The sequence below is a fragment of the Aquitalea magnusonii genome (genome assembly GCF_003202035.1).
GTDB classification, from domain to species: Bacteria; Pseudomonadota; Gammaproteobacteria; order Burkholderiales; family Chromobacteriaceae; genus Aquitalea; species Aquitalea magnusonii.
On sequence record NZ_QJKC01000005.1, the window covers coordinates 145,021 to 168,058 of the forward strand.

At 62.4% G+C, this 23,038-nt stretch carries 18 protein-coding genes; 11 read left to right on the top strand and 7 right to left on the bottom strand.

Features of this window, described 5'->3' with window-relative positions:
- Positions 1-10: 10 nt before the first annotated feature.
- The 5 genes from DFR38_RS21695 (at position 11) to DFR38_RS07155 (ending at position 5,680) form a co-directional block, all read left to right on the top strand.
- Positions 11-139 (top strand): hypothetical protein, encoded by a 129-nt coding sequence (locus tag DFR38_RS21695; protein ID WP_280523841.1) that lies wholly within the window; start codon positions 11-13, stop codon positions 137-139.
- 113 nt (positions 140-252) lie between these two features.
- Complete coding sequence (locus DFR38_RS07140; RefSeq protein ID WP_110313198.1) at positions 253-2,220, top strand: acetyl-CoA carboxylase biotin carboxylase subunit; 1,968 nt, start codon at positions 253-255, stop codon at positions 2,218-2,220.
- Positions 2,221-2,240: 20 nt separating this feature from the next.
- On the top strand, positions 2,241-3,134 hold the full coding sequence (locus tag DFR38_RS07145; protein WP_110313199.1) for a hydroxymethylglutaryl-CoA lyase: 894 nt from the start codon (positions 2,241-2,243) through the stop codon (positions 3,132-3,134).
- A gap of 51 nt (positions 3,135-3,185) precedes the next feature.
- Positions 3,186-5,147, top strand: a complete 1,962-nt coding sequence (locus DFR38_RS07150) for an acetoacetate--CoA ligase (RefSeq protein WP_110313200.1) — start codon at positions 3,186-3,188, stop codon at positions 5,145-5,147.
- A 119-nt stretch (positions 5,148-5,266) separates the two neighbouring features.
- The gene (locus DFR38_RS07155; protein WP_110313201.1) at positions 5,267-5,680 is read left to right on the top strand and encodes a hemerythrin domain-containing protein; all 414 of its coding nucleotides are present in this window, start codon (positions 5,267-5,269) and stop codon (positions 5,678-5,680) included.
- Between the two features lie 51 nt (positions 5,681-5,731).
- Here DFR38_RS07155 and DFR38_RS07160 read toward each other — a convergent pair whose 3' ends face one another.
- From DFR38_RS07160 to kdoO, 6 genes are all read right to left on the bottom strand, one after another.
- Positions 5,732-7,387: an ArnT family glycosyltransferase gene (locus DFR38_RS07160; RefSeq protein ID WP_059286782.1), complete on the bottom strand. Its 1,656-nt coding sequence runs from the start codon at positions 7,385-7,387 to the stop codon at positions 5,732-5,734.
- A gap of 105 nt (positions 7,388-7,492) precedes the next feature.
- Complete coding sequence (gene rpmE / locus DFR38_RS07165) at positions 7,493-7,708, bottom strand: 50S ribosomal protein L31 (protein WP_045847109.1); 216 nt, start codon at positions 7,706-7,708, stop codon at positions 7,493-7,495.
- Between the two features lie 162 nt (positions 7,709-7,870).
- Positions 7,871-9,244, bottom strand: coding sequence for a cysteine--tRNA ligase (gene cysS, locus DFR38_RS07170; RefSeq protein WP_059286781.1), 1,374 nt, complete (start codon positions 9,242-9,244; stop codon positions 7,871-7,873).
- A gap of 153 nt (positions 9,245-9,397) precedes the next feature.
- On the bottom strand, positions 9,398-10,615 hold the full coding sequence (locus DFR38_RS07175; RefSeq protein WP_059286780.1) for a 6-phosphofructokinase: 1,218 nt from the start codon (positions 10,613-10,615) through the stop codon (positions 9,398-9,400).
- 235 nt (positions 10,616-10,850) lie between these two features.
- Positions 10,851-12,536, bottom strand: a complete 1,686-nt coding sequence (locus DFR38_RS07180; RefSeq protein WP_059286779.1) for a glutamine--tRNA ligase/YqeY domain fusion protein — start codon at positions 12,534-12,536, stop codon at positions 10,851-10,853.
- A 117-nt stretch (positions 12,537-12,653) separates the two neighbouring features.
- Positions 12,654-13,508, bottom strand: coding sequence for a Kdo hydroxylase KdoO (kdoO, locus tag DFR38_RS07185; protein WP_059286778.1), 855 nt, complete (start codon positions 13,506-13,508; stop codon positions 12,654-12,656).
- A gap of 294 nt (positions 13,509-13,802) precedes the next feature.
- Here kdoO and DFR38_RS07190 point away from each other — a divergent pair, with 294 nt between their 5' ends.
- Together DFR38_RS07190 and DFR38_RS07195 are read left to right on the top strand one after the other, a co-directional pair.
- A complete protein-coding gene (locus DFR38_RS07190) occupies positions 13,803-16,088 on the top strand; it encodes a YgiQ family radical SAM protein (protein WP_110313202.1) in 2,286 nt (761 codons plus the stop codon).
- 112 nt (positions 16,089-16,200) lie between these two features.
- A complete protein-coding gene (locus DFR38_RS07195) occupies positions 16,201-17,541 on the top strand; it encodes an HD-GYP domain-containing protein (protein ID WP_059286323.1) in 1,341 nt (446 codons plus the stop codon).
- Between the two features lie 8 nt (positions 17,542-17,549).
- On the opposite strand, the gene DFR38_RS07200 is transcribed toward DFR38_RS07195, so the two are convergent.
- Positions 17,550-19,217, bottom strand: coding sequence for a SulP family inorganic anion transporter (locus tag DFR38_RS07200; protein WP_059286322.1), 1,668 nt, complete (start codon positions 19,215-19,217; stop codon positions 17,550-17,552).
- Between the two features lie 417 nt (positions 19,218-19,634).
- Between DFR38_RS07200 and ppk2 the strand changes: the two genes are divergently transcribed.
- From ppk2 to DFR38_RS07220, 4 genes are all read left to right on the top strand, one after another.
- Positions 19,635-20,492 carry a polyphosphate kinase 2 gene (gene ppk2 / locus DFR38_RS07205; RefSeq protein ID WP_199052149.1) on the top strand — a complete coding sequence of 286 codons (858 nt, stop codon included), beginning with the start codon at positions 19,635-19,637 and terminating at the stop codon, positions 20,490-20,492.
- 117 nt (positions 20,493-20,609) lie between these two features.
- Positions 20,610-21,167 (top strand): peptidylprolyl isomerase, encoded by a 558-nt coding sequence (locus DFR38_RS07210; RefSeq protein WP_059286320.1) that lies wholly within the window; start codon positions 20,610-20,612, stop codon positions 21,165-21,167.
- 82 nt (positions 21,168-21,249) lie between these two features.
- On the top strand, positions 21,250-21,741 hold the full coding sequence (locus DFR38_RS07215) for a peptidylprolyl isomerase (protein ID WP_059286327.1): 492 nt from the start codon (positions 21,250-21,252) through the stop codon (positions 21,739-21,741).
- Between the two features lie 112 nt (positions 21,742-21,853).
- Positions 21,854-22,576, top strand: a complete 723-nt coding sequence (locus DFR38_RS07220) for a UDP-2,3-diacylglucosamine diphosphatase (RefSeq protein WP_110313204.1) — start codon at positions 21,854-21,856, stop codon at positions 22,574-22,576.
- Positions 22,577-23,038 lie beyond the last annotated feature (462 nt).

A 23,038-nucleotide genomic window follows, 5' to 3' on the forward strand; every position in this document is an offset into this window, starting at 1 on the left:
GGACAACGCCATGTTCAAGAACATCCTCATCGCCAACCGTAGTGACCAGCAGCCGCAAGGCTGCGCAGCTGCGCAGCAATATCGCCTGACGGCGCCTCTGCACCGTGACGATTTCGCCGCGGGAGACCGCCATGTTTAAGAAAATCCTCATCGCCAACCGTGGTGACCAGCAGCCGCAAGGCTGCGCAGCTGCGCAGCAACATCGCCTGACGGCGCCTCTGCACCGTGACGATTTCGCCGCGGGAGACTGCCATGTTTAAGAAAATACTCATCGCCAACCGCGGGGAAATAGCCTGCCGGGTGATCAAGACCGCCCGCCAGCTGGGTATTGCCACTGTGGCGGTTTACTCAGACGCTGATGCCGACGCCCGCTTTGTCAAACTGGCCGATGAAGCCTGGCGACTGGGCCCGGCACCCGCTGCCGAATCCTATCTGAAAGCCGACATCATCCTGGACATCGCCCGCGCCAGCGGTGCCGAGGCCATCCATCCCGGCTATGGCTTCCTGTCGGAAAATGCCGAATTCGCCGCGGCCTGCGCGGCAGCCGGCATCGCCTTCATCGGCCCGCCGGCCAGTGCCATTGCCGCCATGGGCAGCAAGTCGGCAGCCAAAACCCTGATGGAAAAAGCCAGCGTGCCACTGGTTCCCGGCTACCACGGTGCGGAGCAGCAAGCAGAATTCCTGCAGCAGCAGGCCGACCATATCGGCTACCCGGTGCTGATCAAGGCCAGCGCCGGTGGTGGTGGCAAGGGCATGCGCATAGTCGAGCGCAGCGAAGACTTTGCCGCCGCACTGGCGTCCTGCCAGCGCGAGGCCAGTGCCAGCTTTGGCGATGACAAGGTGCTGGTGGAAAAATACCTGACCCGGCCGCGCCATGTGGAAATCCAGGTATTTGCCGACAGCCATGGCCAGTGCGTCTACCTGTTCGAGCGCGACTGCTCGGTGCAACGCCGCCACCAGAAAGTGCTGGAAGAAGCCCCCGCCCCACACCTGCCCGCCGTCATGCGCCAGGCCATGGGCGAAGCCGCCTGCGCCGCCGCCCGTGCCGTGGGCTATGTCGGTGCCGGCACGGTGGAATTCATCGTCGACGTGCAGGCCAATGGCCAGCCGGGTGGCTTCTATTTCATGGAAATGAATACCCGGCTGCAAGTGGAACACCCGGTCACCGAAATGATCACCGGCCAGGATCTGGTGGCCTGGCAGCTGCATGTGGCCGCCGGCCAGCCACTGCCGCTGCGCCAGGACGAACTGAAAATCCATGGCCATGCCATCGAGGCGCGCATTTATGCCGAAGACCCGGACAAGGGCTTTCTGCCCGCTACCGGCCGGCTGATCCACCTGCACGCCCCGGCGGAAAACGCCCGGGTACGCATTGATACCGGCGTCAGCGAAGGCGACAGCATCACCCCCTTCTACGACCCGATGATTGCCAAACTGATCGTCTGGGGCGAAAACCGCGAAGCCGCCCTGCAACAGCTGGATACGGCACTGGCGCAGTACCAGATTGCCGGCGTCAGCACCAATATCGCCTTTCTGCGGCGCATCGTGCTGCATGACAGCTTTGCCAGCAGCCAGGTCGATACCGGGCTGATTGCCCGCCATCAGGATGTGCTGTTGCCCACACCGGCCACACCCAGTGCGCAGCAACTGGCCTTGCTGGCCGTGGCCGAGGCCCTGCATGCCGCCGCGCCCTGCCCGGCGCCTGCCGGCTGGCGACTGAACGGCGTACTGGAACAGAACCTGCAGTTCCGCCAGGGCGAGCAGCTGCACAGCGTGGGGCTGCGTTATCTTGAACAGGGTTTTGTCGTCACCGTGGCGGAACAGCAATTCAAAGTGCAAGCCCGGCTGCAGGGCCGCCAATTGCAAGCCACGCTGGATGGCCTGGCGCTTTGCGCCAGCGTGGTACGGCAGGATCAGCAACGGCTGTTGTTCGTGCAAGGTGAACGCCTGCAACTGGAGTGGGTCGATCCCTATGCCGCAGCCGCGGACGAAGTACACGGCGTCACCCATCTGAAAGCACCGATGCCCGGCCGGGTAGTCACCCTGCTGGCCAAGGCAGGCCAGATCGTCCGTCAGGGCGAGCCCTTGCTGATTCTGGAAGCGATGAAGATGGAACACACCATTCACGCCCCGGCCGATGGCGTGCTGCGCGGCTTTTACTTCGCCGCCGGTGAACAGGTGTGCGACGGCGACGAGCTGGTGGATTTCGACGCCGCCTGAGTGGCGGCATGGAGGACAGAATGACTCGCGTGAAGATTGTCGAAGTCGGCCCGCGTGACGGGCTGCAAAACGAAAAGCAGCAACTGGACACGGCCAGCAAGCTGGAACTGATCCGCCGCCTGGCGGCCAGCGGCCTCACCACCATCGAAGCCGGCGCCTTTGTCTCGCCCAAATGGGTGCCACAAATGGCCGACAGCCTGCAAGTGCTGCAAGCGCTGGACCTGTCCGGCCCGGTCAGCTACCCGGTGCTGGTGCCCAACGACAAGGGCATGGAGCAGGCGCTGGCGGCCGGAGTGCGCGAAATCGCCGTGTTCGGTGCCGCCAGTGAAAGCTTCAGCCAGAAAAACATCAATGCCAGCATTGCCGACAGCCTGGCCCGCTTCGACAGCGTGCTGGCCACGGCCCGCCGCGAGCATATCCGCGTGCGCGGCTATGTATCCTGTGTGGTGGACTGTCCTTATGAAGGGGCCATTGCCCCGGCCAAAGTGGCGGAAGTCGCCGCCCGCCTGCTGGACATGGGTTGCTACGAAATCTCGCTGGGCGACACCATAGGCAGCGCCACCCCCAACCGGGTGCTGGACATGCTGGCCGCCGTGAGCAAGCTTGTGCCAATCGACAAGCTGGCCGGTCACTTCCACGACACTTACGGCATGGCCATCAGCAATATTCATGCGTCTTATCAGGCGGGAGTCCGGACCTTCGACTCCTCCGTTGCGGGTCTGGGCGGCTGCCCGTATGCTCGTGGAGCTTCCGGCAATGTCGCAACGGAAGATGTGGTCTACCTGATGAACGGACTGGGCGTGGACTGCGGCATCGCCCTGCCACGACTGGTGGAAACGGCCTGGTTCGTTTCCGGCCTGCTGGGCCGCGCACCGGCATCCCGGGTGGCACAGGCCATGGGCCGCCACCACTGATGCTTGCACGCACGGCCCGCCGCGCCCGTGACAACAATAAAGAGGAGCAACATGCAGCATTCCACCACCCCGATCTGGCATCCCTCGCCTGCCCGTGTGGCAGGCTCCCACCTGCATGCCTTTCAAAAGCTGGCCGAAACCGCCTATGACCGCCCGCTGCCCGACTACCACAGCCTGTGGCAGGCCAGCGTGGACGACCCCGGCCGCTTCTGGGCGCTGGTATGGGACTACTGCGGCGTCATCGGCGACAAGGGCGCTACGGCGCTGGAACACGGTGACAATATGCTGGCGGCCCGCTTCTTCCCCGAAGCCCGGCTCAACTACGCGGAAAACCTGCTGCGCCGCGATGGTGACGAACCCGCCATCGTGTTCTGGGGCGAAGACAAGCTCAAGCGCCAGCTAAGCTGGCAGCAACTGCGCCAGCTGGTGTCCCGCCTGCAACAGGCGCTGCAGGCCGCCGGCATCAAGCCGGGCGACCGCGTGGCCGGCTTGCTGCCCAATATGCCGGAAACCGTGGCCGCCATGCTGGCCGCCACCAGCCTGGGCGCGGTGTGGACCAGCTGCTCGCCCGATTTCGGCATCGACGGTGCCATCGACCGCTTTGGCCAGACCGAACCCAAGCTGTTGTTCTGCCCGGATGGCTACTGGTATAACGGCAAGCAAATCGATATTCACGACAAAATGCAGGCGCTGGCCGCCGGCCTGCCCTCGGTGGAGCAATTCATCGCCATCCCCTATCTGGGCGATGCCGTGGAGTTTGCTGCCAGCCTGCCGCGCACCCAGACCCTGAGCGACTTCATCGCGCCGTTTGCGCCCCGTCCCTTGCACTACACCCGGGTGGGCTTCAACCACCCCTTGTTCATCCTGTATTCCAGCGGCACCACCGGCAAACCCAAGTGCATCGTGCACGGCACCGGCGGCACCCTGCTGCAGCACCTGAAAGAACACCAGCTGCACGGCGATGTACACCACGCTGACCACCTGTTCTTCTTCACCACCTGCGGCTGGATGATGTGGAACTGGCTGGTGTCCGGCCTCGCTTCCGGTGCGGCACTGATGCTGTACGACGGTTCGCCCTTTGCCGCACAGGGGCGCGTGCTGTGGGACTATGCACAGCAATGGCAATTCAGCCATTTCGGCACTTCGGCCAAATACATCGACGGCCTGCGCAAGATCAACCTGAGCCCAGCCACCGAATACCGGCTGGATGCGCTGCGCGCCATCTTCTCCACCGGTTCGCCGCTGATGGCGGAAAGCTTTGACTGGGTCTACGCCAACATCAAGCAGGACATCAATCTGGCCTCCATTTCCGGCGGCACCGACATCGTGTCCTGCTTTGCCCTGGGTTGCGCCACGCTGCCGGTGTATCGCGGCGAACTGCAATGCCGTGGCCTGGGCATGGCGGTGGACATCTATAACAGCCATGGCCGGCCGGTACGCCAGGAAAAGGGCGAACTGGTGTGCACCCGCCCCTTCCCCTCCATGCCGGTAGGCTTCTGGCAGGACGAGCAGGGCAGCAAATACCGCCAGGCCTACTTCGGACGCTTTGACAACATCTGGTGCCATGGCGACTATGCCGAACTGACCGAGCACGATGGCATGGTGATTTATGGCCGCTCCGACGCCGTGCTCAACCCCGGCGGGGTGCGCATCGGCACCGCCGAGATCTACCGCCAGGTGGAGAGCATTGCCGAAGTACTGGAAAGCCTGGCCGTGGGCCAGCGCTGGCAGGATGACGAGCGCGTGGTGCTGTTTGTCAGGCTGCGCGAAGGCTGCCAGCTGGATGAAGCACTCACCGTGCGCATCCGCGAGCAGATCAAGCGCGGGGCCAGTCCGCGCCATGTGCCGGCCCGCATCATCGCCGTGGCCGATATTCCGCGCACCATCAGCGGCAAGATTGTCGAACTGGCGGTAAAGAATGTCATCCACGGCGAGCCGGTGAATAATCTCAGCGCACTGGCCAACCCGGAAGCACTACAACTGTTTGCCAACCTGCCACAGCTGCAACACTGAAGCAGAACGCGGCTTGCCCCCAACTGCCAGCCGGGGGCAAGCCGCGCATGCTTGAGCCTGCTCAAGGCTGCCCCGCTGCGCTTGCTGCAGGCTAATCATCCCGGATCTCAGAGCACAGCATGAAACGCAGCGCCGCACTTAGCCCACTCTCCCGTGAGCACCACCACGCACTGTCCCTGGCCATCCAGGCCGGCAAGGCCGCCCGCACCACCGACCCCGCCCAATGGCAACAGGCTGCGGCCAGGATCTGCCAGCAGGCAGAACAAAGCCTGCAGGCCCACTTTGCCGAGGAAGAACGCACCTTGCTACCGGCGCTGGCCCTTGCCGGCCATGGCCAGCTGGTTGAACGCACGCTGGAACAGCACGCCTACCTGCGTCGCCTGTTGCAACACGCCGAACTGGCCAGCCCGGCCATCCTGCAGGCTTTTGCCGATGCCATGACGGCCCATGTGCGCTTTGAAGAACGCGAACTGTTTGCCGTGGCCGAAAGCCTGCCGGCGGTCATGGCGGCGCTGACAGCGTCTGGCGCATGAAAAAGGGCCGGCATGTGCCGGCCCTTTCCGCGTGGATGGTGCAGTCAGGCGCTAATGGTTTGCGCGGCGGAACAAGCCAAACAGCTCGAACTTTTCGCGCGGACGCGAGCCCTGCCACAACAGGGTCCAGCCCGGCTCGGCCAGGCCGTCGCTGCGCGAGCGCACCAGCAGCTGGTAATCGCAGGGACTGCTCTCCCCCGCCGGATAAGCCAGCAGATCGATACCTGCGTAGTAATGCCAGCTGATACGCGCCACCATGTTCTGGCTTTCCGTCGCAATGCACTGCGCCTTGTCCGCGCCGACTGCCGGCATCGCCCGCAGCATGCTCTCCACCACCGGCCGGTAGCTCTTGGCGGCATCCAGCCACGGCAGCCACAGGCTGAGTGCCAGCCCCCAGCACAGGGTCAGACCGGCGGCCCAGTTGGTGATGGCCTGCCGCCCGCGCAAATGGCTGCGCGTTACCGCCCAGATCCAGGTCATGGTGGCCAGCACGGCAAATACCGCCGCCAGCACCGACACATGCGGCACATAGTAGGGGCTGAAATACTGGGCACGCCCGGCCAGCCGCTCCGGCCAGCCATAGTTCATGGCGGCCCAGCCCGCCCAGATCAGCAGGCCGAACACGCCGAAGGTCATCAGGCCAAACCAGTTGAGGAAGGCCGCCGCACCACGGCGCAGATTATCCAGCTCCACCGCGCCCAGCAGTGCCAGCGGCAGCAGCAAGGGCATGGCGTAATCCATGCTCTTGCGCTCGGACAGCGTCAGCATGATCAGCACCACGCCAAAGAACATCAGCGGCAGCTGCAGCATGGGCAGCTCGTACTTGCGGTTGCGGTATAGCGTCCAGGCCGCCAGCGGCCAGGCCGGCCAGGCAAACCAGATGGTGTTGAAGGTGTAGTAGCCAAAACCGTGAAACAGGCTGACCGTGCCAAAGCCATTCAGCGGACCCAGCGCATGGTCTGCCCACCACAGGCGGAACAGCGCAGGATAGCTGCGCGCCAGCTCCAGCGGCCAGATCAGGGCCACCGGCAGGGCCACCAGCAAGGCCATGAAGACCGTGATGGCGTAGCGCTTGTTGCGCCAGGCGCTGAAAGCCGGCAGAAACAAGACCACCGCCCACACCAGCATCACTTCCAGCAGGCTGGCGCTGAGAAACAAGGTGGCACTGCCCGCTCCCAGGATGGCGCCGGCCAGGCCGGGTGAGCGCAAGGTCAGCGCCAGGGCGTAAAATGCCGCGGCAAAACCGGTAAAAGTCGCCACCATCGGCGTCAGCTGGTGGCCGGTGACAATCAGCCCCAGGCAGCCGATCAGGATCATCACCACACTGCGGCCATGGCGGCGGCCGATCAGGTCGCGCCCGGTCATGCCAGCCAGCGTCAGCCCCAGCGCCATGAACAGCGGCGTGGCCAGCCGTGCCGCATCATGTGCCGGCAGCAGCCAGGGAGAAAACAGCTTGGCAAAGCCTGCGGCCACCCAGTAGTACAAGGGTGGCGACTCCAGATAAGGCACCCCCTGCAGGGTGGGCAGCAGCCAGTTGCCGCTGTGCAGCATGCCCTCTACCACTGCCATTACATAGGGTTCGTCCGGCTTCCACGGGTCGTGGCCGATAATGCCGGGCCACAGCCAGACAAAACACAGCAACAGCAAGACCCAGGGTTTTTCGGTGGGAGCGGGAACAGTGGCGTTTTGCGGGGAGTACGTCAGCATCGAGGCGCGCGCCGGTAGGAGTAAAGCCTTATTTTAATGTGCAAGCACACGCAGCGGAAATGAAAAAAGGCAGCCGCAGCTGCCTTTTTTCCAAAGCTTACAAGCTTAGCGCTTGAAGAAGCCGCCGAACTTCTGGTTGAACTTGTCGATACGACCAGCGGTATCAACAATCTTCTGCTTGCCAGTGTAGAACGGGTGGCAGCTGGAGCACACTTCAATGTGGAAGGCGTCCTTGCCCATGGTGGACTGGGTGGTGAAGGTGTTACCGCAGGAGCAGGTAACCGCAACTTCTTTGTAATTCGGGTGGATATCAGCGCGCATGATGAGCTTCCTTGGTTACGGGTACAGGGGTTTTGCCTGTACTACTTAGTGAAGGGACGCATTATCCGCGCTTTATTAGCGCTTGACAAGTCGCCCGAAACGAAAACGGCGACAGCCCTTATCAGACTGCCGCCCCGGACTCACCCGGCCAGCGCTGCTGGCTCAGGCACGACGCCAGCTGGTGCCCTGGGCATTGTCTTCCAGTACCACACCCTTGGCGATCAGCTCGTCACGGATACGGTCGGACTCGGCCCAGTTCTTGTTGGCGCGCGCATCACGACGCGCCTGGATCAGGGCTTCGATCTGCTCGGCAGTCAATTCGCCCTCACCGGCACCGGCCTTGAGGAATTCTTCCGGCTCGCGTTGCAGCAGGCCCAGTACGCCACCCAGGTCCTTCATCAGCCGTGCCAGCTGCACATCGCGCGTCTTGTTGACTTCACCGGCCAGCTCGAACAGCACGGCCACGGCTTCGGAGGAACTGAAGTCGTCGTCCATTGCCGCCTTGAAGCGCGCAGCGTACTGGTTGCTCCAGTCAATGCCCGTGCTTTCCGGCAGCTCCAGGCCACGCAGCGCAGTGTACAGACGGGTCAGGCCCTGCTTGGCATCGTTGAGGATGCTGTCGGTGTAGTTGACCGGGCTGCGGTAGTGGCTGCGCACGATGAAGAAGCGCACCACTTCGCCGTCGAAATGCTGCAGCACATCGCGGATGGTGAAGAAATTGCCCAGCGATTTGGACATCTTCTCGCCATCGACATTGATAAAGCCGTTATGCAGCCAGTAATTGACATACTGGTGGCCATGCGCGCCTTCGGACTGGGCGATTTCGTTTTCATGGTGCGGGAATTGCAGGTCCTCACCGCCACCGTGAATGTCGAAATGCTCGCCCAGATGGTGGCAGCTCATCACCGAGCATTCGATATGCCAGCCCGGACGGCCAGCCCCCCACGGGCTGTCCCAGGACGGCTCGCCCGGCTTGGCGGCCTTCCACAGCACGAAGTCCAGCGGGTCGCGCTTGTTGGGGTCGATTTCCACGCGCTCACCGGCGCGCAGCTTGTCCAGCGTACGGCCGGACAGCTTGCCGTAGCCTTCAAACTCGCGCACCGCGTAATACACATCGCCATTGGGTGCCGGGTAGGCCTTGCCATTGGCAATCAGCTGTTCGATCAGCGCAATCATGCCGCCCACATGGTGGGTGGCGCGCGGCTCGTGCGTTGGCGGCAGCAGGTTCAGCGCGGCGGCATCCTGATGCATGTCGGCAATGGTTTCCGCCACCAGCTGGTCCGGGGTGATGCCACGCTCCAGCGCCCGCTTGATGATCTTGTCTTCGATGTCGGTGATGTTGCGCACGTAGTTGACATCGTAGCCGGAGGCCTTGAGCCAGCGGTAGATCACGTCAAAGGCGGCCAGCATGCGGGCATGGCCGATATGACAGAGGTCGTACACCGTCATGCCACACACATACATACGCACCTTGCCCGGTTCGATGGGATGGAACTCTTCTTTCTGGCGAGTCAGGGTGTTGTACACGTTCAGCATGATCTAGATAACCTGTGCTTGGGTAAAAGGGGAAATTGTAGCAGAGTCGTCAAGCCCCCGCGAAGGGCAGCCTGATCCCGACCTGTGCCGGCTCCAGCATGCAAAACCGGGCACATGGCCCGGCTGCTCTGCAGATAAAAACGCTATATGGGGTCACACCGGCGGCCATTCAATACGGCGGTAGTCCGGCAAGCCCTGCCGGAAGGGCGGCATGCGCTCGCCTTCCATCAGCGGCAGCAGGTAGTCCAGAAAAGCCTGGGTCACGCCATAGCCATCGGCGGAGATGAAGTGCGAGGGGAAAGCCTTTTCCAGATCTCCCACCTCAGACAGCGGAAATTCCGCTACTTCCCAGCGGTAAGGGTGATCGGACAGGCGGCGGATGCCGGCCATGACGCCGCTGCGCCCGGCCTGTAGCCATTCCACGCCCTTTTGCCCCATCTGGTAAGCCTGGGCGGCATCGGTGGCCGACACCAGATGTCCGGCTGCGCGTTGCAGATAATCCACCTGCGCCACATGGGCGGACAGGCCGCGCTCGCGCTTGAGCAGCGCCGCCAGCCAGCTCCCCACCCCGCCCAGCTGTTCGTGGCCATACACGGCCGAGGCATTGGCCTCGGTGACAAAGCGCCCGGCGGCATCCACCAGGCCTTCCGCCACCGAGATGGCACACTGGCCATGCGCCGCCAGGCTGGCATCCACTGCGGCCAGAAACTTGTCCTGATCAAACGGCACTTCCGGCAGCAACACGATATGCGGTGCCTGCCCGCCATGCATGCGCGCCGCAGCCGGTGCCGCCGCCAGCCAGCCGGTATGGCGGCCCATGGCCTCCATGATGAATACCCGGCCGCGACCCATGCTGAGCATGTCCATGCCTACTTCCAGCATGGTGCTGGCCAGAAACTTGGCCGCCGAGCCATAGCCGGGGCTGTTGTCGGTGCCGACCAGATCGTTGTCTATGGTCTTGGGCACACCGATCACATGCAGGGCATGGCCGGTATGGCGCTGGAAATCTGCCAGCCGGGCGGCACAACCCAGCGAGCCGTTGCCGCCATTGATCAGCAAATAATGAATGCCATGACGTGCCAGCACCTCCTTCATGCGCAGCCAGTCCGCAGGACATTCTTCGAAACGGCCTATCATGCGGCGGCTGACGCCAAAATGCCCGCCGGGCAAAAAACCCAGCCGGGCGATGTCGTGATCGGACACGCCATCGGTATTCACCAGCCGGTCTTCCAGCAGCCCAGCCAGACCGTCGCGGGCGGCATATACCGAGATGCCCAGCTTGCGCGCGGTTTCGATCACCCCTTGTGCCGAGGCATTGAGTACGGCGGTGGGGCCGCCGGATTGCAGATACAGCAGGCGTGGCTGGTTCATCACATTTCTCCGCAAAGCAAGAGTGGATGGCTTCGATGCTAGGCGGCTGGCTTGTAGCAGGCAAATTACATCACGCCAAAGTCGACGCGCATCAAATGCTGCGCTGGCGAAGCTTGTCAGTGCCCGCTTAACGGTGTAGCCCGCGCAGCAGACATGAAAAAAGCGGGCCATCAGGCCCGCTTCAGCGTCTACGTCGCCAAGCCAGTCAGAACTGACTGGCTTGTTTGGGCAAAATTTATTTGCTCCAGTTGTCGCGCAGACCCACAGTCCGGTTGAACACCGCACGCACACCTTGCTGATGGTCGTAGCGGTCGGTGACAAAGTAACCCAGGCGCTCAAACTGGAAGCGCGATTCCGGGGCGGCCTTCAGCACCGCGTCTTCCACATAGGCGGTGACGGTTTTCAGCGATTCCGGATTGAGGAACTGGCGGAAGTCGACATATTCGCCATCTTCACCACGCACCGCATCCGGACGTGGCTCGGTGAACAGGCGGTCGTACAGGCGCACATCGGCTTCAATCGCGTGCTCGGCCGACACCCAGTGAATCACGCCCTTGACCTTGCGGCCTTCCGGGTTCTTGCCCAGGGTGTCGTGGTCGATGGAGCACTTCAGTTCCACCACCTTGCCGTCGGCGTCCTTGATCACTTCTTCGCACTTGATGACATAGCTGTAACGCAGGCGCACTTCGCCGCCAGCGGTCAGGCGCTGCCACTTGGGCGGCGGCACTTCGGCAAAGTCCTCACGCTCGATCCAGATTTCACGGGCGATCGGCACTTCACGCTCGCCGAACTCCGGGTGATGCGGATGGAAAGGCGCGCTGCGGCTGGCAGTGACGGCGGCATCGAAGTTGTTGAGGGTCACCTTGATCGGGTCCAGCACCGCCATCACGCGCGGCGATTCGTTTTCCAGCATCTCGCGCACGGCGCCTTCCAGCACGCTCATGTCGATGATGTTTTCACCCTTGGATACGCCAATGCGCTGGGCGAACAGGCGGATACCGGCCGGGCTGAAACCACGGCGACGCATGCCTTCGATGGTGGGCATGCGCGGGTCGTTCCAGCCGTCCACCAGGCCGTCGGTCACCAGTGCCTGCAGCTTGCGCTTGGAGGTGAGCGCGTACAGCAGTTCCAGACGGGAGAATTCGTACTGGCGCGGGTGGCAAGGAATGGTGATGTTGTCCAGCACCCAGTCGTACAGCGGGCGATGGTCTTCGAATTCCAGCGTGCACAGGCTGTGGGTGATGCCTTCCAGCGCATCGGAGATGCAGTGGGTGTAGTCGTACATCGGGTAGATGCACCACTTGTCGCCGGTACGGTGGTGATGGGCGCGGCGGATGCGGTAGATCACCGGGTCGCGCAGGTTCACGTTGCCGGAAGCCATGTCGATCTTCAGGCGCAGCGTCTTGCTGCCGTCCGGGAATTCGCCATTGCGCATGCGGGTGAACAGGTCGAGGTTTTCTTCCACGCTACGATCACGGAAGGGGCTGTTTTTGCCCGGCTCGGTCAGGCTGCCGCGATAGGCGCGCATTTCTTCGGCGTTGAGGTCACAGACAAAGGCCTTGCCCGACTTGATCAGCTCGACGGCGTAGTCGTACAGCGCATCGAAGTAATCCGAGGCGAAACGGACATTGCCATCCCACTGGAAGCCCAGCCATTCCACGCTGTCCTTGATGGACTGCACGAATTCGTCGGATTCTTTTTCCGGGTTGGTGTCATCCATGCGCAGATTGCACTTGCCCTGATAGTCTTCGGCCAGACCGAAGTTCAGACAGATGGATTTGGCGTGGCCTACGTGCAGGTAGCCATTGGGCTCCGGCGGAAAGCGGGTGACGATGGAACTGTGCTTGCCCGAAGCCAGGTCCTCGTCAATGATGTTGCGAATGAAGTTGCTGACTACTGGCGCGTTGTTTTCCGTGCTCATGATTCTGGCTGCAGACTAAATGAAAGCAATCGGTGATTGTAACCGATTTGCCCTTGCTGGGGAGGACCAGTCCCGGCATGGCGCGAAGCTGCCGGTTCTGGTCTGCGGAATGGACTGCTAGAGCAGTTGACGGCCGGTAATGGCCTGTAATTCGGCCAGTGGCGAGCGCGTCGGGTCGGCCATGTCCTGCGCCGGCAGCCAGAAGGTCTGCTCCAGCATGAACTGGCCGGACATCACCGCATGCGAGGCATGGTCGGAAAAGCACACCCAGCCGCAGCCCGGCGGGAAGGGCATGGTTTCCTGCGGGCAGCTGCGCTGGTAGTCCATGTCGGCCTTCATCGCATCGTGCAGATGCAGCATCAGGTGGTCGTAGGCGCTGCGCTTGCGCTTGGTGATTTTCAGCGCCGCCATCAGCGCCGCCGAACCCGGCCATTGCCGCGGAATGCGCGGCAGCATGCGCCGCGCCATGTCAGCAAACGGCTCGCCCACCCGCCACACGCGCGGTTCACCATTGGGATTGGCATTGTAGAACACGCGCAAAATGCGCTCGCCGTAAGTAGGCCGCGATGGAAAGGCATCCACATGCAGGCGGCTGTCGTCCTTGCGCCAGGAGGTCTGGCGGTCTTCCACCCGCAGCAGGCGCAGGCTGGTGGGCGCGGCGCGCAGCTTGCCACGGTATTCCGGCAGCAACTGCTCGACCAGGGCAAAGGCGCATTCGCGGTAGCGGCTGATCAGCGCGCGTACCGCCGCTTCATTGGCCGGATCGGCCACACCATGCAGCTTGCCGTCCGCTTGCGGGTCCAGGCTGATGTTCTTGCGCTTGGGGTCGGCCACCTGCGGATTCAGCAAGGCCAGTTCGGTAGGCTGGATGGCAAAATCCAGCTGCGGCAAAAACAGTACCTTGCCGCTTTCCAGTGCGGCGACTTGCGAATGCTGCGGCCTACCCGCTAGATGTAGGATCTGGCTACTCATGTCTCTGGGGCTTTCGGTTGGGTTCTGCTGGCAACGGCGTCCATCAGGCAGCAGACTGCCGCTTGCCATGGGCGATAAAGCAGCAGGTTACGCCAAACTGCGGCCGCGGTCACATCGCGCCAGCATGCGGCGGACAAGCTGCTGATTCCACGACAAAACCCCCGTGCAGACTAAGCCCTACTTGCAGCACGACAATTCATCATAAAAAACAACTGTTTATAGTGATAAAACCCAAAAAGTGCGGCATAATGCCGGGTTGCTCGCACACCAGCGCCACTACCGCATTCCATCAGCATGACGACACAGCCAGCCGCCGCAAAACCGATCACCTCTTACCGCAAGTACTGGGCCAGCCGCTTTGGCAACGCCCCCTTCCTGCCGATGAGCCGCGCCGAAATGGACGAGCTGGGCTGGGACTCCTGCGACATCATCCTGATTTCCGGTGACTGCTATATCGACCATCCCAGCTTTGGCATGGCGCTGGTGGGCCGCCTGCTGGAGGCGCAGGGCTTCCGCGTCGGCATCATCGCCCAGCCGGACTGGCAGTCGGCCGAACCCTTCCGTGCACTGGGCAAGCCGAACCTGTTTTTTGGCGTCACCGCCGGCAATATGGACTCGATGATCAACCGCTATACGGCTGACCGTCGTCCACGTTCGGATGATGCCTACACCCCCAATGCCGAACCGAACAAGCGCCCGGACCGTGCCGTTACCGTCTACGCCCAGCGCTGCCGCGAAGCCTACCCCGGCGTGGGGGTGATGATCGGCTCCATCGAAGCCAGCCTGCGCCGCATCGCCCATTACGATTACTGGAGTGACAAGGTGCGCCAGTCGGTGCTGATCACCTCCAAGGCCGACATCCTGCTGTATGGCAACGCCGAGCGCGCGCTGGTGGAAATTGCCCATCGTGCCGCCAAGGGTGAAAAGCTCAGTGAAATCCGCGATGTGCGCGGCACCGCCTTCGTGGTGCAGCAAGGCTGGCGGCCGGATGAAGAATGGCAGGAAATGGACTCCAGCGTGGTGGACCTGCCCGGCCATGTCGATCCGCACCTGAACCCCTATCAGGAAATACCGGAACAAGCGGCAGAAGCCACCAAGGGCAGCGACCCGACCGCGCCGCAGGTGATCCGTATCGAATCGCGCGAAGAACGTCTGGCCAAGCGCCGCGCCCAGCGCGCCAAAACCGTCATCCGCATTCCTGCATATGAGGCCGTGGCGCACGACCCGGTACTGTATGCCCATGCCAGCCGCACCCTGCATCTGGAATCCAACCCCGGCAATGCGCGGGCGCTGGTGCAGCTGCACGGCAGCCGCGATGTGTGGCTGAACCCGCCGCCCATTCCGCTGACCACCGAGGAAATGGACTTCGTCTACGGCCTGCCCTACGCCCGCAATCCGCACCCCAGCTATGGCGATGCGCATATTCCGGCGTGGGAGATGATCAAGTACTCGGTCAACATCATGCGCGGCTGTTTTGGCGGCTGTACCTTCTGCTCCATCACCGAGCACGAAGGCCGCATCATCCAGAGCCGTTCGGAAGAATCCATCCTGCACGAGATCGAGGAAATCCGCGACAAGACGCCAGGCTTTACCGGCCACATTTCCGACCTGGGCGGCCCGACCGCCAATATGTACCGCCTGTCGTGCAAGGACCCGAACATCGAGCGTTCCTGTCGCAAGCTGTCCTGTGTGTTCCCGGACATCTGCGAGAACCTGAATACCGACCATAGCCACCTGATCCAGCTCTACCGCAAGGCGCGTGCGCTGCCGGGCGTGAAGAAGATCAACATCCAGTCCGGCCTGCGTTACGACCTGGCAGTGCGCTCGCCCGAATACATCAAGGAACTGGTGCAGCACCATGTGGGCGGCTACCTGAAAATTGCGCCGGAACACACCGAGGACGGCCCGCTGTCCAAGATGATGAAGCCGGGCATGGGCGCTTACGACAAGTTCAAGGAGCTGTTCGAACGCTTCAGCCGTCAGGCGGGCAAGGAGCAGTACCTGATTCCCTACTTCATCGCCGCCCACCCCGGTACCAGCGATGAGGACATGATGAATCTGGCGCTATGGCTGAAGAAGAACAACTTCCGCCTGGACCAGGTACAAACCTTCACCCCGACACCGATGGCCATGGCCACCACCATGTGGCATACCCGGCGCAATCCGCTCAAGCGGCTGTCGCGCAGCTCGGAAAAGGTGGATGTGGTGCGCGATGGTTACCGTCGCAAGCTGCACAAGGCCTTCCTGCGCTATCACCACCCGGACAACTGGCAGATCATTCACGATGCGCTGATCAATATGGGCCGCAGCGACCTGATCGGCCACAGCAAGCACTGCCTGATTCCGCCTACCCCGCCGGGTGACAAATCCGCAGCGGTGCGGCACCGCCTGGGCGCGCCGGTGGCACGCCAGAACAGCGGCAAGCCCGGTCAGCCGCGCACCGGCCAGGGCAAGGCCACGGCAACCCCGGGCAAATCCTTTGGCGGACGCCCGCAAGCCACCGGCCGGCCGGGCGCCAAACCCGGCAGCAAGCCGGCAAGCCAGGCCGCAGGCAATAACCGCAGCAAGCATAAACGCTAAGCCAGGCCGGCCCAGCGAGCAACGGCATTGTCCATGACGATGCCGTTTTTCTTGGGCAAATCCGCCAGCGCCAGTTACAGTACAGTCAGGCTTTATAAACAGGACACGCACAATGGGCGCCTCACTCAAACTGGCCGAACTACTGGGCTCGCTCAGCTATGCGCTGGACATCACCGAGGGACAGCCAGAAGGCCATTGCGTGCGCAGCTGCTGGATAGGCATGCATATCGGCCGCGCCATCGGCCTGGACAGCCAGTCACTGTGGGAGCTGTACTACGCCATCCTGCTGAAAGACCTGGGCTGCAGCAGCAATGCCGCCCGTATCAGCGCGCTCTACCTCACCGACGACCGTCAGTTCAAGCAGGACTTCAAGCGGGTGGGTCAGGGCCTGCCGCAGATGCTGGGCTTTGTGTTCAGCCATACCGGCCGTCACGCCGGCTGGGCCGACCGCCTGGCCTCCATCGTCAACATCATGCGCAATGGCAAGGAAATTGCCGACGAACTGATCCACACCCGCTGCCACCGTGGCGCCGATATTGCCCGCCAGCTGCGTTTCAATGAAAAGGTGGCACGCGGCATCCAGTCGCTGGACGAACACTGGGATGGCTCCGGCCGCCCGCTGGGCCTGCAGGGCGAGGCCATTCCGCTCAATGCCCGTATCGCGCTGCTGGCACAGGTAATCGATGTGTTTCACATCACCAACGGCCGCGACGGCGCACTGGCGGAAATCCGCAGCCGCGCCGGCGGCTGGTTCGACCCGCAGCTGGTGGCCTGCTTTGCCAGCGTGGCGCAGGATGAAACTTTCTGGCAGGTGCTGGAATCCACAAGCGTCGATCAGGCGGTACTGGCACTGGAACCGGCCCAGCACCAGGTGGAAGTGGACGAGGACTATCTGGATGAAATCGCCGAAGGCTTCGGCCAGGTGGTCGACTCGAAAAGCCCCTTCACCGCCGGCCACAGCCAGCGCGTCGGGCACTATGCCGACCGCATTGCCGCCACCCTTGGCCTGGATGATGCGCGCCGCCGCTGGCTCAAGCGCGGTGCCCTGCTACACGACGTGGGCAAGCTAGGGGTGAGCAACAGCATTCTGGACAAGCCGGGCAAACTGGACGCCGAGGAATGGGCAGCGGTACAAAAACACGCCAGCTACACCCATGCCATCCTGGCCCGCATGCAGGTATTTGCCGAGCTGGCCGATGTTTCCGCCGCCCACCACGAGCGGCTGGATGGCAAGGGCTATCCGCGCGGCCTGGCCGGCGACGCCATCACCCTGGAAACCCGCATCATCACCACCGCCGACATTTTTGACGCCATCAATGCCGAGCGCCCCTACCACCCGGCCACACCGGTGGCCAAAACACTGGACATCATGCGCCAGAACCTGGATGTGGCCATCGATGCGCGCTGCTTCGATGCCCTGCAACAGGTGCTGCGCGAAGAGGGTCAGCTGTAAGCCGGCGGCTAGCCCCACACCACGCCACGGGTCAGCAACTGTTCCGCACGCAATAGCGCGGCGGCCAGATCCGGCTGCAGATTATCTTCGCCCAGGTCATCCGCCAGCCGCGAGCCCTTGAGCATGGCCAGCACCTCATCCGCCGCACCACACAGAATCAGCGTCTTGCCCTGCGCCCTGAGCTTGTCGTTAAGACTGTCCAGTGCCAAGAGGCCGGTGGTATCCAGCAGCACCAGCCGGTGCAATTGCAGAATGATGACGCGCGCCTGCTCGGCTTGCTGGTGGATGATTTCCACACTGTCCGCTGCGCCGAAGAACAAGGCCCCTTCCACACGAAAGGCCGCACAGCCATCCGGCACATGCTTGCCGGCAATGGTGTGGCGCTCGAACAGCTGGGCATATTCCGGCAACAAGCGGTTGACCGAGGTATGGCTGGCCATGCTGCGGATAAAGAACACCGCCGCCATCAGCAGGCCGATCTGCACTGCCACGGTCAGGTCGAACACCACGGTCAGCACAAAGGTGACAATCAGCACTGCGGTATCGCGCTTGGGAAACTGGAAGGCCTTGCGGATATCCCAGTCACCCATTTTCAGCGCCACCGCAATCAGGATGGCCGCCAGCACCGCCAGCGGAATACTGGCCGCCAAGGGAGCGGCCACCAGCAGGATCAACAGCAACAGCAAGGCATGCACCATGGCCGCCACCGGGGTTTTACCGCCGTTGCTGATATTGGTGGCAGTACGCGCCACGGCACCGGTCGCCGGAATGCCACCAAAGAACGGTGCCACCATATTGGCAATGCCCTGGCCGATCAGCTCCTGATTGGAGTCGTGCTTGTCCGCCGTCATGCTGTCGGCCACCACCGCACACAGCAGCGACTCGATGGCCCCCAGCAAGGCAATGGTAAAGGCCGGTGCCAGCAGGTCGGACAGATGGGTCGGGTCCAGGTCCAGCCCGCCAAAGCTGGGCAGGCCTTGCGGAATGCCACCGAACTTGCTGCCCAGCGTGGCCACCGGCAGGCTGAACAGTGCGGTGAGCAGCGTGGCCAGCACCAGCGCCACAAAGGGGGCCGGCAACACCCGGTTAAGCCGCTTCGGCCACAACAGGATAAGTAGCAGGCTGGCTGCCGACAGCAGCAAGGTGGGCCAGTGGAAATTGCCCAGCTGCTCACGCAGGACCTGCATCACGGCAAAGAAACCGGCCGGCATCTTGTCCACCGGCAGGCCGAAGAAATCCTTCAGCTGGGTCAGGAAAATCAGCACGGCGATGCCATTGGTAAAGCCGGTAATCAGCGGTAGCGGAAAAAAGCGGATCACCTGCCCCAGCCGGAAAAGCCCCATCAACACCAGCATCACGCCGGACATGAAGGTGCAGATCAGCAGATTGGCCACGCCATACTTGGCCACGATGCCGTAAATGATGACGATGAAGGCCCCGGTGGGGCCGGTGACCGACAGCCGGCTGCCACCCAGCGCCGCCGCCAGGAAACCGGCAATCACCGCAGTAAAGATACCCGCCTGCGGCGTCACCCCGCTGGCCATGGCAAATGCCATCGCCAGCGGCAAGGCGACAATGCCGACCGTCAGGCCCGCCATCAGGTCAGCGCGCAGCAGCTGGCGGTTGTAGTGTTGCAGGGTATCGAGGACACGGGGACGGAAACCCAGACTGAACATGGCGACGGCTTTCTGTTGTGGTGAACGGCCGGCAGGTTCTGGCACACCGGCAGCATGGTCATCCTGTCATCATCGACGCCACGCTCTTGCCATGCAAGCGATGTACGCTTTCCGGCCGCATTCCGACGGTGGCACCGGCCATGGCGGAGGCATATCGACACCCCAATTCAACAGGCGTAGGATGATTTCATGACCACTTCAGCATGAGGGAAAACCATGACACAAGACAAAAATACCGATCCCGTCACCCCTGCCGTCCCCACGGAAGCCCCCGCCCCCCTCACCGACACGGCCGTCAGCAACACAGCGGCGCCGGCCCGCAAGCCCGCTCGCAGCAGCAGCCGTCAAAGCAATGTAAAACGCGTACATCAGGAATCGATCAAGGCCATCGAAACCATCAGCCAGCAGCCGGTGGCGCTGCAAGTGGCCGAAGCACCACGCGGCACCAGCGAGGACAGCACCACGGCCGAGCTGCCGGCCAGCTATCCCTACCGCACCCGCCTGCGCCGTACCGAGTACGAAAAGATCAAACTGGAACTGCAGATCGAGCTGCTGAAGGTACAGAACTGGGTCAAGGAAACCGGGCAGAAAATCGTCATCCTGTTTGAAGGGCGCGATGCCGCCGGCAAGGGCGGCACCATCAAGCGCTACATGGAACACCTCAACCCGCGCGGTGCCCGCGTGGTGGCGCTGGAGAAACCGTCCGAGCGCGAACGCACCCAATGGTATTTCCAGCGTTATATCGAACATCTGCCGGCTTCCGGTGAAATCGTGTTCTTCGACCGCTCCTGGTATAACCGCGCCGGCGTGGAACGGGTCATGGGCTTCTGCACCCCGGACGAATACCTGGAATTCATGCGCCAGACGCCGCAGCTGGAACGCATGCTGGTCAACAGTGGCATCCACCTGTTCAAGTTCTGGTTCTCGGTCAGCCGCGAAGAACAACTGCGCCGCTTCATCTCGCGCCGTGATGACCCGCTCAAGCACTGGAAACTGTCGCCCATCGACATCCAGTCGCTGGACAAGTGGGACGACTACACCGCCGCCAAGCAGGCCATGTTCTTCCACACCAATACCGGCGATGCACCGTGGGTGGTGGTGAAATCGGACGACAAGAAGCGGGCCCGTCTCAACTGCATCCGCCATTTCCTGGCCAGCCTGGACTACCCCAACAAGGACCTGCGCGTTGCCCATGCCGCCGATCCGCTGATCGTGGGTGCCCCCAAGCACATGCAGAACGAGGACGAAGACAAGCTGATGCGCTTCGGCATCTGAGAGCCTGGGCAGAAGCAGGGGCCAGCATGCTGGCCAGCTGTTGGTGCCGGTCGTCGCCACGGCCGGCTGCTGTGCTAGAATTCGGCATTGTTCCTGCCGATAGCACTCGATACCTCCATGAAAAAACTGCTCTCCAGCCTTGCCCTGTGCGCCTTGCCCTTGCTGGCACACGCTGCACCGGTAGTGGAAATGACCACCAACAAAGGCGTGATCGAAATCACCCTGGATTCGGCCAAGGCGCCCAAGACCGTGGCCAACTTCGTCAGCTATGCCAAGGCCGGTTTTTACAACGGTACGGTGTTTCACCGCATCATCGACGGTTTCATGATCCAGGGAGGCGGCTTTGACGGCAAACTGGAACAAAAGAAAACCAATGCGCCCATTCCGAATGAAGCCGCCAACGGCCTGAAAAACACCATCGGCAGCATTGCCATGGCACGCACCGCCGACCCCAATTCGGCAACGGCACAGTTTTTCATCAATGTGGCCAATAATGAATTCCTTGATTACAAGAACCCGACACCGCAAGGCATCGGCTATGCCGTGTTCGGCAAGGTAAGCAAGGGGATGGATGTGGTCAACCGCATTGCCAAGACCCACACCGGCAGCATGAAAGGCATGGACGACGTGCCGTTCGAGCCCATCGTGATCCAGAAGGTGGTAGTCAAGCCCTGACCTGCCGCCAGGCGGTCCGGCAGGCCCGGACCGCACACCACCACATCAGCAAGCATTCGCTTCAGACACAAGGATGACCCTCATGATCAAACTGACCACCAATTTTGGCGACATCGTACTGGAACTGTTCAGCGACAAGGCTCCGCTTACCGCAGCCAACTTTGAAGAATACGTCAAGAGCGGCCACTATGATGGCACCATCTTCCATCGCGTCATCAACGGTTTCATGATTCAGGGCGGCGGTTTTGATGCCGACATGAAGCAAAAGGACACCCGCGATCCGATCAAGAACGAAGCCAACAACGGCATTTCCAACAAGACCTACACCGTGGCCATGGCGCGTACCATGGACCCGCACTCCGCTTCGGCACAGTTCTTCATCAATGTAGCCGACAACGACTTCCTCGACTTCAAATCCGAAACCACCCAGGGCTGGGGCTACGCCGTATTCGGCCAGGTGGTGGAAGGCCAGGATGTGGTTGACCGCATCAAGACCGTACGCACCGGTCGCAGCGGCGGCCACCAGGATGTACCGGTAGAGGCCGTGGTGCTGGAAAAAGCCGAAATCATCTGATACGGCGGCCCGGCGCCCCTGCCGGGTCCTGTCATGCCAGCCAGCCGCCGCAAGGCAGCTGGCTTTGCTTTAGCCAACGCCTTCATTGGCCATTTGCCGCTGCCTACCCACCATGAGCCATCACTTCATCTCCGACCTGCACCTGAGCGAAGACACCCCGGCACTCTGCCAGCTGTTCACCAAGACCTTGCAGCAATGGCAAGGACAGATCGACAGCCTGTTCATTCTGGGCGACCTGTTCGAATACTGGGTGGGCGATGACGATGACAGCGCGTTCTTGCAACCCTTGCTGGCCGCCATGCAGCAGTTCTCGCGCCACACCCCGCTGCAGGTGATGCGTGGCAACCGCGATTTTTTGCTGGGCGAGGGTTTTAGCCAGCGCTCCGGTGCAGTACTACTGGAAGATCCTTACCTGCTGCAAGCCTACGGCCAGCGCTATCTGCTCAGCCACGGCGATGCCCTGTGCACGGCCGATACCGCCTATCAGCAATTCCGTGCCATGAGCCGCAATCCGGCCTGGCAAGCGGCCATGCTGGCCAGGCCACTGGCCGAGCGCCACGCCATCGCGGCGCAGGCACGCAGCCAGAGTGAGGCCGCCAAGCAGCAGCAAGGCCTGAGCGCCATCACCGACGTGACCGACAGCGCCGTGCTGGAACTGCTGGAGCAGTACGACTGGCCGACGCTGATCCATGGCCACACCCACCGCCCGGCCACCCACCGCCACCAGCAAGGCAGTCGCCAGGCCGAACGCTGGGTCATCCGCGACTGGCACGGTACCGAGGGGGCTTACCTGCGGCTGGATGCTTCCGGCCTGATGGCGCTGCCACTGGGCTAAGATGCTGGTCATCGTCGGCGCTGCGTCGCTGATCTTGCCTTAAAACGCCGGTGCACTGCGCAGCGACTCACGCCACCGCAGCCCTGGCCGTTTGCGCCTTTCCCCCCTGGCGCGCGAAACCTTGCACACCCACCAAGAAGCGCCACCCCAACTCGGCGGCGACCTTGCGCCTGTCCGGTCCCGAGCGTGTCGGCGCCGGCGCAGCTTGACCGGGGACAGCAGGCTGACCTGCTGGCCGCACCAAGCCGGCTCGTCCACCCCCTCCCCAACAGGCCAGAGCCGATCCGACATCCCGGCCGCGGGTGGTGATCACCCACCTCACCAGCGCCAGCAAACTTCAAGCTAAACTGTTCTTTAGACTGGGCTTTTTCAGTCAGGCCGTCCTCGCATGTGCTATGCCTGTTAATGGGCAATGCGGATGGGCAGCCTGTTTGCCGCCCCTCCTGCCCGATAACAACAGCA

What these genes read in the sequence shown, in the direction of transcription:
- DFR38_RS21695 (WP_280523841.1), top strand. Translation starts at nt 11, where the DNA reads ATGTTCAAGAACATCCTCATCGCCAACCGTAGTGACCAGCAGCCGCAA.
- DFR38_RS07140 (WP_110313198.1), top strand. Translation starts at nt 253, where the DNA reads ATGTTTAAGAAAATACTCATCGCCAACCGCGGGGAAATAGCCTGCCGG.
- DFR38_RS07145 (WP_110313199.1), top strand. Translation starts at nt 2,241, where the DNA reads ATGACTCGCGTGAAGATTGTCGAAGTCGGCCCGCGTGACGGGCTGCAA.
- DFR38_RS07150 (WP_110313200.1), top strand. Translation starts at nt 3,186, where the DNA reads ATGCAGCATTCCACCACCCCGATCTGGCATCCCTCGCCTGCCCGTGTG.
- DFR38_RS07155 (WP_110313201.1), top strand. Translation starts at nt 5,267, where the DNA reads ATGAAACGCAGCGCCGCACTTAGCCCACTCTCCCGTGAGCACCACCAC.
- DFR38_RS07160 (WP_059286782.1), bottom strand. Translation starts at nt 7,387, where the DNA reads ATGCTGACGTACTCCCCGCAAAACGCCACTGTTCCCGCTCCCACCGAA.
- rpmE (WP_045847109.1), bottom strand. Translation starts at nt 7,708, where the DNA reads ATGCGCGCTGATATCCACCCGAATTACAAAGAAGTTGCGGTTACCTGC.
- cysS (WP_059286781.1), bottom strand. Translation starts at nt 9,244, where the DNA reads ATGCTGAACGTGTACAACACCCTGACTCGCCAGAAAGAAGAGTTCCAT.
- DFR38_RS07175 (WP_059286780.1), bottom strand. Translation starts at nt 10,615, where the DNA reads ATGAACCAGCCACGCCTGCTGTATCTGCAATCCGGCGGCCCCACCGCC.
- DFR38_RS07180 (WP_059286779.1), bottom strand. Translation starts at nt 12,536, where the DNA reads ATGAGCACGGAAAACAACGCGCCAGTAGTCAGCAACTTCATTCGCAAC.
- kdoO (WP_059286778.1), bottom strand. Translation starts at nt 13,508, where the DNA reads ATGAGTAGCCAGATCCTACATCTAGCGGGTAGGCCGCAGCATTCGCAA.
- DFR38_RS07190 (WP_110313202.1), top strand. Translation starts at nt 13,803, where the DNA reads ATGACGACACAGCCAGCCGCCGCAAAACCGATCACCTCTTACCGCAAG.
- DFR38_RS07195 (WP_059286323.1), top strand. Translation starts at nt 16,201, where the DNA reads ATGGGCGCCTCACTCAAACTGGCCGAACTACTGGGCTCGCTCAGCTAT.
- DFR38_RS07200 (WP_059286322.1), bottom strand. Translation starts at nt 19,217, where the DNA reads ATGTTCAGTCTGGGTTTCCGTCCCCGTGTCCTCGATACCCTGCAACAC.
- DFR38_RS07210 (WP_059286320.1), top strand. Translation starts at nt 20,610, where the DNA reads ATGAAAAAACTGCTCTCCAGCCTTGCCCTGTGCGCCTTGCCCTTGCTG.
- DFR38_RS07215 (WP_059286327.1), top strand. Translation starts at nt 21,250, where the DNA reads ATGATCAAACTGACCACCAATTTTGGCGACATCGTACTGGAACTGTTC.
- DFR38_RS07220 (WP_110313204.1), top strand. Translation starts at nt 21,854, where the DNA reads ATGAGCCATCACTTCATCTCCGACCTGCACCTGAGCGAAGACACCCCG.